General features: G+C 53.1%; 11 protein-coding genes. 6 read left to right on the plus strand and 5 right to left on the minus strand.

What is annotated here, in order from left to right:
- Positions 1 to 800 (minus strand): sugar phosphate isomerase/epimerase family protein (locus tag B3F49_RS09920; protein WP_293910746.1); only part of this gene is annotated, 800 nt, incomplete at its 3' end.
- A gap of 114 nt (positions 801 to 914) precedes the next feature.
- Between B3F49_RS09920 and B3F49_RS09925 the strand changes: the two genes are divergently transcribed.
- Positions 915 to 1,802 carry a damage-control phosphatase ARMT1 family protein gene (locus B3F49_RS09925; protein WP_293910748.1) on the plus strand — a complete coding sequence of 296 codons (888 nt, stop codon included), beginning with the start codon at positions 915 to 917 and terminating at the stop codon, positions 1,800 to 1,802.
- On the opposite strand, the gene B3F49_RS09930 is transcribed toward B3F49_RS09925, so the two are convergent.
- From B3F49_RS09930 to B3F49_RS09940, 3 genes are all read right to left on the minus strand, one after another.
- Positions 1,792 to 2,607 (minus strand): carbohydrate ABC transporter permease, encoded by an 816-nt coding sequence (locus B3F49_RS09930; RefSeq protein ID WP_293910750.1) that lies wholly within the window; start codon positions 2,605 to 2,607, stop codon positions 1,792 to 1,794. The two genes, B3F49_RS09925 and B3F49_RS09930, sit on opposite strands and share 11 nt — an antisense overlap.
- 11 nt (positions 2,608 to 2,618) lie before the next feature.
- Positions 2,619 to 3,497 carry a carbohydrate ABC transporter permease gene (locus B3F49_RS09935; protein ID WP_293892251.1) on the minus strand — a complete coding sequence of 293 codons (879 nt, stop codon included), beginning with the start codon at positions 3,495 to 3,497 and terminating at the stop codon, positions 2,619 to 2,621.
- A gap of 67 nt (positions 3,498 to 3,564) precedes the next feature.
- Positions 3,565 to 4,839 carry an ABC transporter substrate-binding protein gene (locus B3F49_RS09940; protein ID WP_293892249.1) on the minus strand — a complete coding sequence of 425 codons (1,275 nt, stop codon included), beginning with the start codon at positions 4,837 to 4,839 and terminating at the stop codon, positions 3,565 to 3,567.
- A 146-nt stretch (positions 4,840 to 4,985) separates the two neighbouring features.
- Between B3F49_RS09940 and B3F49_RS09945 the strand changes: the two genes are divergently transcribed.
- Genes B3F49_RS09945 through B3F49_RS09965 form a run of 5 tightly spaced genes read left to right on the plus strand, consistent with a single transcriptional unit; the run spans position 4,986 to position 10,522 of the window.
- Positions 4,986 to 5,828, plus strand: a complete 843-nt coding sequence (locus tag B3F49_RS09945) for a MurR/RpiR family transcriptional regulator (RefSeq protein WP_293892247.1) — start codon at positions 4,986 to 4,988, stop codon at positions 5,826 to 5,828.
- Between the two features lie 12 nt (positions 5,829 to 5,840).
- Positions 5,841 to 7,286 (plus strand): decarboxylating NADP(+)-dependent phosphogluconate dehydrogenase, encoded by a 1,446-nt coding sequence (gene gnd, locus B3F49_RS09950; protein ID WP_293910752.1) that lies wholly within the window; start codon positions 5,841 to 5,843, stop codon positions 7,284 to 7,286.
- A 15-nt stretch (positions 7,287 to 7,301) separates the two neighbouring features.
- Positions 7,302 to 8,393: a sugar kinase gene (locus B3F49_RS09955; RefSeq protein WP_293910754.1), complete on the plus strand. Its 1,092-nt coding sequence runs from the start codon at positions 7,302 to 7,304 to the stop codon at positions 8,391 to 8,393.
- 3 nt (positions 8,394 to 8,396) lie between these two features.
- Positions 8,397 to 9,431, plus strand: a complete 1,035-nt coding sequence (locus B3F49_RS09960) for a zinc-dependent alcohol dehydrogenase (RefSeq protein WP_293910756.1) — start codon at positions 8,397 to 8,399, stop codon at positions 9,429 to 9,431.
- Between the two features lie 17 nt (positions 9,432 to 9,448).
- Complete coding sequence (locus B3F49_RS09965; RefSeq protein ID WP_293910758.1) at positions 9,449 to 10,522, plus strand: Gfo/Idh/MocA family protein; 1,074 nt, start codon at positions 9,449 to 9,451, stop codon at positions 10,520 to 10,522.
- Here B3F49_RS09965 and B3F49_RS09970 read toward each other — a convergent pair.
- Positions 10,516 to 11,616, minus strand: coding sequence for a Fic family protein (locus B3F49_RS09970; protein WP_293910760.1), 1,101 nt, complete (start codon positions 11,614 to 11,616; stop codon positions 10,516 to 10,518). The genes B3F49_RS09965 and B3F49_RS09970 overlap by 7 nt on opposite strands.
- Positions 11,617 to 11,677 lie beyond the last annotated feature (61 nt).

Raw genomic sequence — 11,677 nt, forward strand, 5'->3', positions numbered from 1 at the left:
CACAGCAGGTTTCGAATCCTTTGGCTCTCTGCCGGCTCTTCCTGACCACTATCACCAATATCAGGCATGTGCACCAAAGGCCCCTTGTAATAGATTTCATCCAATGCGTTGCGGACGGTTTTCCAATCGAGAGCCCCCAATCCTACCATTTTCTTGTTGTTCTCCCGGATATGGAGACAGTGAAGAAATATTCCTGCTTGGAGAATGGCAGCTTTCATATCGTCCTCTTCGAGATTCATCTCAAACGTATCGAGGTCGATGCCGCAATTCGGATGATTGATTGCATGGACATAGGCCAGAGCTTCGCTGGCTGTAGGAATGAGGAAATGCTCATATCGGTTGACCGGCCTGATGTTCAGCATCACATCCTCGTCCTGGGCGAGAGTAGTCAGCGATCTGAGGCTCTTTATACTCTGTTCAAGCAGCCTCTGCTTATCCTGAATCAAGTGCAGTTGTACCGGAAAACTGCTATAGAGCGGACCGTTGAGGCTTCCTCCCCCCATTTCTCCGATGGTGCGGATAAGGTTCTGGAACTGGGTGAGGGCGTGCCTCCTTACATCCTCATCAAGGGAGGAAAGATCGTAATCAGGCGGAGGATTCAGGCTGTAGGAGATATCAATCCGGTAGTTTCTCGCCTCAAAGCCAAGGCGCTTACGACCCCACGGGCTCATCTGTTGGAGGATGATCCCGTCGACTTCGAGCTGGTCATAAGACAGATGCTTGGCCTTCTGGACCAAGGAAGCGATATCCGCTTCGGCCGAAGAAGCCCATCTGGTGTAGTGTATGCCGACTATTCTCATACCGCTACCACCCTTTTGTATAGTATACCAGAGGGAGTAGCAGGACGCCAGCCTTTCATGCAAACCATCGTATACGCTACTACTTCGCCTACTCATTATGGTATAGTCGGTAGTATGCATACTTCACTTGATTGTCTCCCATGCTTTTTCAAACAAATCCTGGAATCAGGAAGACTGCTGGGTCTTTCCTCAGAATCGATCAAACAGATCATGGATGATATCGGAAATGAATTGAAGCATTTTCCCTTGGAGTTGAGTCCGCCTGAGATGGCTTATCATATGCAACGCCTGTTTGTTGAAAAAACGGGACGAGAAGACCCCTACCTCGACGTCAAAACCATGAGCAACAAGGAAGCCCTGGCGGTAATCGATGATTTGCGCACGATGGTGCGCACCTCCTCAACTCCCCTAAAAACCGCTGTCAAACTCGCATGTGCAGGGAATATCATCGACTATGGAGCGTTTCCCAGCGGTATAAACGTGCAAGGGGAAATTACGAAGATTTTGCAACAGGAACTTGGAGGAACGAACTCGTCGCTCTTTGAGTTCGATGCCTTCCAGCAAGCTCTCAAGTCTGCAAAACAAGTACTGTATATTGCCGACAATGCCGGAGAAATCGTCTTCGACCGGGTCCTGTTGGAGACCATGGCAGATCAGTTCCCACATCTTGAGCTCACGTTCGTCACCCGGGGTTACCCGATACTCAACGATGTGCTGGTCAAGGATGCTTTGGACTGCGGACTCGATACGGTTGCCACGGTGGTTTCCAGCGGCAGCAAGACCCCGGGTTTGGTTCTCAGCCAAGCCGACCCCGCCTTTTTGGAATTGTACCACGCTGCAGATATGATCATCAGCAAGGGTCAGGGAAACTTCGAGGCACTCTCAGAAGAAAGTGGACCCATCTTCTTTCTCTTTATCATCAAATGTGAGGTGATCGTGGAACATACCGGAGGCAAAATGCGGGAGTTGGTGCTCAAACGGAACAGTCGCCCTAGCCTTTAACGGCGCCCATGGTCAGGCCTTTGACTACATACTTCTGGAAGAACATCGTCAGCACGATTGCAGGGGCCATGATTGTCACTGCCGCAGCCATCACCGCACCCCAGTCAACCTCGACATACGAGAGGAAGTTGTAGACTGCAATAGGAAGCGTACGCGTGTTCTGTTGGCTCAACACCTGGCTGAACATAAAGTTGTTCCAGCTGAAAATGAAACTCAGCGTAGTCGCCGTGACAACACCGGGTCCGGAGAGAGGAAGCAGGATCTTCAAAAAGGCCGATTGTTGCGTAAGTCCGTCAACCATCGCAGCCTCCTCCAGTTCCCTGGGCACCGAGTCGAAGTACGGGGACATGACCCAGACCACCAACGGCAGGGCGATGAGCATATGACTGAGGATCAAGGCGACGTAGCTGTCCATCAGCCCCAGACGAGAGAAGACAATGTACCAGGGCATCAAGAAGGAGATGCCGGGCATCAGGCGGGCGACCAGGATGAAAACCGAAAGCTTCTTCTGCTTGTAGCGGGCGATGGAATAGGCGGCAGGCAGACCCAGCAACAGGGAGAAGAAAACACTGACCACCGAAACAATCAGGGAGTTTTGCATGTACTGCAAAAAATTCTGCTCGACGAACACCCGGTTATAGTTCTGCATCACCGGCTTGAAGATGAACTTCGGAGGCCAGCTGATGATATCCACCTGGGTCTTGAATGAACTCATCAACATCCAGATGAAAGGGAAAAGAATGGGGATGATGATCAGGACCAGGACGAAGCCGTAGAGAATGGTTGTTACACGTTTTTCCTTCATACTCACCTCCCCTACAGCTCAAAGGCTCTACGCAGCCGCATAACCAGAAGGCTGAAGAGCAGAACGATGATGAAGAGGAATACGAGCATCACCGCACTCTGTCCCATCCTGAAATATTCAAAGCTGTACTTGAAAGCAAGTACATTGAGGTTCTCTGAAGCATAGCCGGGCCCGCCGCCGGTCATGGAATAGATGATGTCGTAGGTCTTGAGGGCGTCGATGGCCCTGAGAATCACGGCAGTGAGAATGGTAGGCATCAACATGGGCAGGGTGATGCGAAAGAGCACTTGACGGGAGTTGGCCCCATCCACCATGGCAGACTCATACGGTTCGGAGGAAAGGCCGGCAAGACCTGCGAGCACAATGATGGTGATCATCGGAGTCCACTGCCAAATATCAACGATGATCAGCGAAGGCATCACGGTCTTGGCATCGCTGACCCATCCGCTTTGGGGAAGCTTGAGCACGCTGAGCACATAGTTCAGAATCCCGATGGTTGGATCATAAAACAGGTTCCACACAATACCGATGGCAACGGGTGTCGCCACCAAGGGAAGCAGCAGCAGGGTCTTTACCACGCCCTTTCCCTTGAAGCTGCGGTTGAGAATCAGGGCCAAGGCGGTACCGAGCAACATCTCCACAATTACTGATCCGAACGTGAAATAGAACGTTCTTCCCAAAGCTTCCAGGAAACGAGGCTCCTTCAGAACCTGCAGGTAGCTATTCAGTCCAACCACCGACAGCGGCCTGCCGCTGGTGAGCGTCCAATCCGTAAAGCTGAGAAAGAAGGTATAAGCCACAGGAAATACCATCAGGACAACTACAAAGAGAACAGCCGGAAGCGGGAAGATGTACCTCAGATTTTTCTCGAAGAATCCTTGTCGCACCATAGAAAACTCCTTGTCGCACAAGTGGCCGACCGATGTATCCGGTCGGCCAAAAATGACTCAATCAGGTCTACAGCCCGTATTCACCGTCGGCCTTCAGCAGTTCATTCACCGCCTTTACCTTCTCTTGTGCCAAAGACGCAAGCTTGGTACTCGTTCCCTTGGTGTTGATGGACTCGATGATTACTTCACCGATAAGATCGCGGGCCTGGCCGACAGAGCTCATGAACGGGCGGTCATACGGATAGCCGTTCTTTGCAGCGTGGGCCTGGGTCTCAACCAGTCCAGGGTTCATGACCTTTCTGACTTCAGCATCAGCCCATGCAGAATCCCGGGCCATGGTGATGTTGGAAAGCATGCCTTGGATGGCAAGTTCCTTGCTGGTCGCCCAGTCGAGGAACTGCTTTGCCGCATCCTTGTTCTTGGAAGCAGAGGACATCGCCATGCCCCAAGATACGACGATGAACGGACTGTCGTCCTTCGGGCCTCTGGGAAGCTGGGCGATACCGATGTCGGCAGCAGGAATCTGGGTCTTGGTGGGATCGACAATCTGGCCGTAGAAGACCGATGCATCAGTCCACATGGCAACCTTGCCGGCTTGGAATACAGGCATGATATTCTCCCAAGACATGCTGGTCACACCCTGCGGGCCATAGTTGCCCAAGAGCCTGCCGTAGTAGCGGATGGCCTCAAGTGCCTCGGGGCTGTCAAATACAGCCTTGCCGCCATCAAGGTACCTGCCACCAAAGTTATAGACATAACTGGAGAGCTGGGTAACGGCTGCAGCACCCTTTCCGCGGGAAGCAAAGCCAGCTACGCCGTCCTTGTTCAAGGCTTTGGCAGCAGCTTCAAGCTCGGTGAAGTTCGTAGGAACAGAGAGCCCGGCCTGCTTGAAAAGGTCCTTGCGATAGTACAGTACCTGCCACTCGGTTACCAACGGTACGATGTAGGCTGTGCCGTCTTTTCTGCCGATATCGACCGAGTTGGCCGGGTAGTCTGCAAAGTTGTAGCTATCCAGGCCTTCATACCAACCATTCTTGATGAACATCAGACCTTCCTGCAAAGGACGGGTCATGAATACATCGACGGTCGAACTCTTGGTGGCAAACTCGGTGGTGAGTTTGTTGGTCAGCTGGCTCTCCTGCAAGCTCTCATAGTTGACCTTGATGCCGGTCTTTGCTTCGAATTCAGGAATCTTGGTCTTCAAGAGCTCGCCATAGGGATGGTTTGCCAATAGAACGCGGATCTCCTGTTTTTGTGCTGTCTCAGCGGTGCCCTGTGCAAACAGGGGGAAGGCCAAGCAGAATACCAGTGCCATGACAACCAGTACATTTCTCGTTTTCATACTACACTACACTCCTTTTACTTTGTACACCTTTTTTATAGTATACCCCGTTTTTTCCAGAAGTGAAGCGATAAATGAATATTTATTTCTGATTGCCTGAATATTTTTTTCATACTATACTATGAAGCAAGGGGGGAGGGAATCCGATGCAGGAAGTCAGTGCCATCTATACCATCCGCAGCAAGTATGCAACACTCAGCACCAAAGAGAAGAAAATCGCAGACTTCATCCTCGAGCACCCCAAGGAGTCGGTGAATCCCAGCATTGAGGAACTTGCCGAGCGGATCGGCATCAGCGAATCAACAATGGTACGATTTGCCCGCAAACTCGGCTACAGCGGCTACCAGCGCTTTCGCATCGCCTTGGCCCGGGAGACCATCCCATCCAGCGAACAACTCTTTGAAACCGAAGTCTCCAAAGGCGAAGATCCTGCGGACATGGTCTTTGCCAATGCAAGAAAAAACCTTGAAGAGACCTACACCAAGCTTGACCGCAGCATCCTCAAGGAAGCGGCCAAGCGGTTTGCCCTTTCACACGCTCTCTTTCTGATGGGTCTCGGGGGGTCGAACATCCTGGCCCAGGATGCATATCACAAACTCATCCGCACCGGGCTGAACTGCCAATACGCATCCGATTACCATATGCAGCTGATGCTTGCAAGCCAAGCGGGAGCGGACGATGTCGCCCTGCTCATCTCCCATACGGGAGTCGGGCACGATACCCTGGCTCTTGCCGAGGAGCTTCGCAACAACGGCTGCTTTTTGATTGTCTTGACCAGCAACACCCGCTCGCCTCTGGCCAAGCTGGGCAACCTGGTGCTGAGTGTCAGCAGTCCCGCCTCTTCGGTGGTGGCTGAGTCCTTTTCCGCAAGAATCACCAGCCTGGTGCTCATCGATGTCCTCTATGTGGAGGTGCTTGAGCACCTTGGCGAGGCTGGAGTTGAGAATTTGAATAAAATGAGAAGTGTCATCGCAAAGCGGCGCATCTAGAGGAGAATAGCTATGAAAGCAACCATCGGCCTGATCGGCCTCGCAGTAATGGGAGAGAACCTGGTGCTCAATCTTGAGAGCAAGGGATTCAGCGTTGCAGTATACAACCGAAGCATCGAAAAGGTGGATTCGTTCATCGAAGGCAGGGCAAAGGGTAAGCAGATCATCGGCACCCACAGCCTGCGTCAGCTTGTGGAAGCATTGGAGAAGCCACGCAAGGTTATGATGATGGTCAAGGCTGGTCAGGCGGTGGATGACACCATCGAAGCCCTGCTTCCCCTGTTGGACAAGGGAGACATCATCATCGACGGAGGCAACTCCAACTATGAGGACAGCCAAAGAAGGATGGCCTATGTCGAGAACCAAGGCATGTGGTACATCGGGACCGGTGTATCCGGCGGTGAAGAGGGAGCCCTGAAAGGCCCTTCCATCATGCCCGGAGGCTCTGTTCAGGCATGGCCGCATGTCAAGCCGATTTTTCAGAGCATATCAGCCCATGTGGATGATGTTCCCTGCTGTGATTGGATCGGCAGCGGCGGTGCCGGTCACTTTGTCAAAATGGTGCACAACGGCATCGAGTATGGGGACATGCAACTCATCGGCGAGGTGTATGACCTGATGAGAAAATTGCTCAGACTCTCCAACGATGAGATGCAAGCTGTCTTCTCCGAGTGGAACGAGGGGGAACTCAACTCCTACCTCATTGAAATCACCCGAGACATCCTTGGATTCAAGGAGGAGGATGGATCGGCTCTCCTGGACAAGATCCTGGACACCGCCGGACAGAAAGGAACCGGCAAATGGACCGGCATCAGCGCCTTGCATGCAGGCATCCCTCTCACCCTGATCGTTGAATCGGTCTTTGCCCGCAGCGTTTCCAGCCAGAAGGAGGAGCGCATTGCTGCAAGCAAGGTCTTCGATTTCAAACCGTCTGCACCGGTTGCCGACACCAAGGCCTTCATCGAGGCTCTGCGCTCTGCTCTGTATGCAGCGAAGATCATCAGCTATGCCCAAGGCTTCTCCCTGATCAAGACGACCGGAGAGGTGAACACGTGGGACCTGAATCTGGGCGGCATCGCCCTTCTTTGGAGAGGCGGATGCATTATTCGCTCGGCTTTCCTGGATAAGATCAGCCAAGCCTTCAGCTCCGATCCGGCACTGAAGAACCTCATTCTCGACCCCTATTTCTCCAGTATCCTGACCAAGACCCACCAGCAATTGCGGCAGGTGGTTGCCGCTGCAGCACTGAACGGGATTCCCGCCCCGTCGCTGTCTGCAGCACTGTCCTGGTTTGACAGCTATCGCACCGAGAACCTTCCGGCAAACCTCCTGCAGGCCCAACGGGATTACTTTGGCGCACACACCTATGAACGGGTTGACCGACCGAGAGGTGAGTTCTTCCATACCAATTGGACCGGCCGCGGCGGCAACACCGCTTCCACTACGTACAGCATTTGACCTGAGGAGGATAGTATGGCTCAGCTTGCACTCATTCCCAAGGAGCATGCCCATCTGGATTTGCTCTCACTCGGAGCTCTTGTGGTCCGCCTGGATCCTGGAGTCATCCCTTTTGAATATGCTTCCCAGCTGGACATTCATGTCTCCGGCGGGGAGTTCAACGTCGCGGCAAACCTCAGCAGGGCGTTTGGACAGCGAACAGCCATCGCCAGTGCGATGGTCGACTACCCCATCGGGTTGAAAATAGAGGCTGAAGTACGTCGAATGGGGGTGAAAGCCTTCTATAAGCGGTTTGCACACGACGGAGTCCGCGGCCCGAATATGGCCCACGTCTACAGCGACCGCGGACAAGGGTTGAGACCTCCTGTGGTGTTTTACAATCGAAGCAATGAGGCTGCAGCCCTCTTGGACGAGCATAGCTTTGATTGGAATGAACTGTTTGGAGGAGGCGTTCGTTGGTTTCACAGCGGCGGCATATTCTCTGCCCTCTCCCCCTCCACCCCCGATTTGATCATCAAGGCGATGCAGAAAGCCAAGGATCAGGGAGCGGTGGTCTCCTTCGACCTCAACTACCGGGAGAAACTCTGGAAATCCCTTTCCGACAAACCTCAAGAACACGCACAGAAAATCCTCTCATCCATCGTCGAACATGTCGATGTACTGCTCGGGAATGAAGAGGACCTGCAGCTTGGACTCGGACTGAAAGGTCCTGAGGTGGTCAAGGCCGACAAGCTCGACCCCACCTCCTTCTACGGCATGATGGAGTCGGTGCAGAAGCGTTTTCCCACTGTCAAGGCAGTCGCTACGACGATGCGTGAGGTACTGTCCACCAACAGGCATCGCTGGAGCGCCGTGCTCTTCCTTGATGGGAAAGGGTATCAGGCACCGACCTGCGTTCTTGATGTGTATGACCGCGTCGGTGGCGGCGACGGCTTTGCCAGCGGCTTGATCTACGGCCTGTTGGAAGGCAAGGAACCTGAAGATGCACTCAGGCTTGGCTGGGCTCACGGAGCCCTGTTGACCAGTTATCCCGGAGACACCACCATGGCGACTCTCTCCCAGGTCGAGGCTCTTGCCCAAGGCGGCAGCGCCCGTATTCAGAGGTAAAGCATGCAAGCACTCGTATTGACAGCATACAAAAATTTGGAGATGCAGGAAGTTGCAAAACCCAAGCTGCTCTCCCCCACCCAAGTATTGGTGAGAATCAAGGCTGCATCCATCTGCGGCAGCGACGTCCACGGCTATGATGGGTCGACCGGTAGACGCAGGCCCCCCATAATCATGGGACATGAGGGAAGCGGGATTATTGAGGAAGTTGGATCTTTGGTTGCCAATTTCAAGGTTGGTGACCGGGTGACCTTCGATTCAACCATCTACTGCGGCTCCTGCCCGTTCTGCAAGCAGGGATTGTTCAACTTGTGTGATAATCGCAGGGTGCTCGGAGTCAGCTGCAGTGATTATCACCAGGATGGGATCTTTGCCGAGTACGCCCTCATCGAAGAGCGGGTGCTCTTTCACCTTCCTCAAGGTCTCTCCTTCGAGGAGGCTGCAATGGCCGAGCCCGCAGGAGTTGCGGCCCATGCCATCAGCCTTGCAGCACCGAAACTTGGCGAGGATGTGGCGGTTGTCGGTGCCGGCCTGATCGGCCTGTTGGTGATCAAGCTGCTCAGGACGATGACCAGCGGCAACATCATCGCCATCGAGATGGATGAACAACGGAGAAAGAAAGCACTTGAAATTGGTGCCGACTTTGCCATCGATCCCCGCGATTCCCAATTGCTTGAAAAGGTACAATCCATCACGAGCGGTGAAATGCTTCAGCTCGTCTATGAAGCGGTCGGCGCCAGCAGCCCGATCAATATGGCAATTTCGCTGGTGCGCAAGGGAGGAACGGTTGTTCTGGTGGGCAATGTCACCCCTACCATCGATTTGCCGCTGCAAAGTGTGGTAACCCGGCAAATCAGGCTCCAAGGTTCATGCGCCATCAACGGCGAGTATCCGACGGTACTGAAGATGATGGCGGACAAGAAGCTTGACGTCACCGACCTGATCAGCAAGGTCGCTCCCCTGAAGGAAGGCAAAGTTTGGTTCGACAAGCTGTACAACCGAGAGGACAACCTGCTGAAAGTTGTCTTGGTTCCCTGAATAATGCGAGGCATGCAATGAATACGGTACGATATGCTCTGATTGGATACGGGAAAGTGGCTAAGATCCATGCCAAGGCCCTCAAGGATGCCAAGGACAGCACCCTTGTTGCAGTATGGGGTCGCGATTCGGGCAAGGCTCAGGCCTTTGCCCAGGAGTTTGGGATTCTTGCCTATACCGATATCAACCTCATGGTCAAGGAAGCGAAGGTCGATGCGGTGATCATCACCACGCCACACCCGCTTCACAAGGAACACACCATTGCCGCCCTGAGAGCGGGTGCCCATGTGCTGGTGGAAAAGCCGATGGCCCTCACTGTCAGCGACTGCGACGCCATGGTCGAGACAGCCAAGGCTGAGAAGAAATTGCTTTCGGTGATCAGTCAGAGGCGGTGGTATCCCGCAAGCCTGCGCATCCACAAAGCCATCGAGGACGGAAAATTGGGAACACCGATGCTCGGCCAGGTTACCATGCTCGGCTGGCGCGACGAAGCGTATTATGCAAGTGATCCCTGGCGTGGCAGCTGGAGCCTTGAGGGCGGTGGAGTCCTGATAAACCAGGCACCCCATCAACTTGATCTGCTGCACTGGTTTCTCGGCCCGGTCAAGGAGGTGTATGCCCAGTGGGACAACATAAACCACCCCTATATCGAGGTGGAGGACAGCGCCGTCGCAGTAGTGAGATTTGCAAGCGGCGCCATGGCCTCGATCCTTGTATCCAACTCCCAGAAGCCGGGCATCCATGCCAAGGTGCATGTCCACGGCTCATCGGCCTACTCGGTCGGGGTGCAGACCGATGGGGGTGCGATGTTCATTGCCGGGCGCAGCAGCATCCTGGAACCGCCGGTCAACGACCTGTGGACGATTGAGGGTGAGCAGCAGAACCTGGGCCGTTGGAAGGATGAGGACACAGCTTTTTTCAACTCAATCGATGCAGTAGCGTATTTCTTCACCAAACAACAGGAACATTTCTCACAAGCGATCCTTGGCAAAGAGGAGCTGATCAGCAGCGGAGAGGAAGGAAGGGAGACGGTCAAGCTCATCGAGGGCATGTACCGCAGCCAGAAAGAAGGAAAACCGATCCGCTATTGAAGAGACTGTGGGAGCACCAGAACGTAACTGGTGCTTCTTCCTCCGCGTTCGGATTGCTTGAGCACCCCTTTATGTATCAGATCCTTGATATCACGCATTGCAGTATCATGGCTGCAATGCATGAGTTTCGCCCATTTCCGGGTTGTCAAGGATCCATAAAAATCCGTAGTCAACCGCACGATCATGGAACGCTGGCGTTCATTCAAAGTCAGTCGCTCAAACAGGTGTCTTACATGCAGCGTCTTTTCGCAACTCTGGATTGCCCGTTCTTGGGCTTCGCGAATTTGTCCAAGATACCAGCGTATCCAGTTGGTACAATCAAGACTTCCCGTTTGTGCTTGGCGAAGCTGTTCATAATACTCGCTCTGATGCTTCTTGAGCTGGGTGGCAAGGCTGAATAAGACTTGGTTTTTTGTATGATGCCTATTAAATGTATAGTCTCCGATGATTCTTGCCATCCTTCCATTTCCGTCCTCAAATGGATGGATGGTCAGAAACCAAAGATGAGCTATAGCACTGCGAATTGAAGCGGGGATGTTGCTTGGCTCATTGATCCATGCGATGAAAGCCTCCATTTCTTGATGTACAAGATCTGCGGAGGGGGCTTCAAACAGAACTTCCTGATTCTTGGAGAATCCAGAAATCACTGCAATGGCATCTGTTCTGTACGCTCCTGCATGAATGAGGAATGGTCCACTCAAATTCTGTGGAAACAAGGTTCTGTGCCAAGACCACAGTCTCTGGTGCGAGAGCGGCGACTGTGCACATTCCAAAGCTTCCAACAACGTTTTGACAACACCTTCAATATGAGGTCCGGAAAGCTGCATCGATGCATTGGGAACTTGGAGCCTTCGGCAGATTGATGAGTAGATTCTCTGCTGCTCAAGGATCTCCCCCTCTATCTCATGTGAATGATAGATTTCATCGGTGAAGGTCCGCGCCTCAAATTCCTTGAGATTTGAAATACCCAATTGGGTGAGCAGTGTTTCCAGCCTCCCCTGTGCATGGGCAATCTCATTGATGGAGGAGAGCAAGGAATGTGCATCATAGGTAAAATGCGGCCAGTCCGGTTGTTGCCAAATATAGGTATCCATAGATGGATGTTACGTTGTATGCGTAGAATACGCAAGTTAATCTACGCAATAAAACTCATAT

Origin of the sequence: Sphaerochaeta sp. UBA5836 (assembly GCF_002432845.1) — a bacterium.
Taxonomy (GTDB): domain Bacteria; phylum Spirochaetota; class Spirochaetia; order Sphaerochaetales; family Sphaerochaetaceae; genus Sphaerochaeta.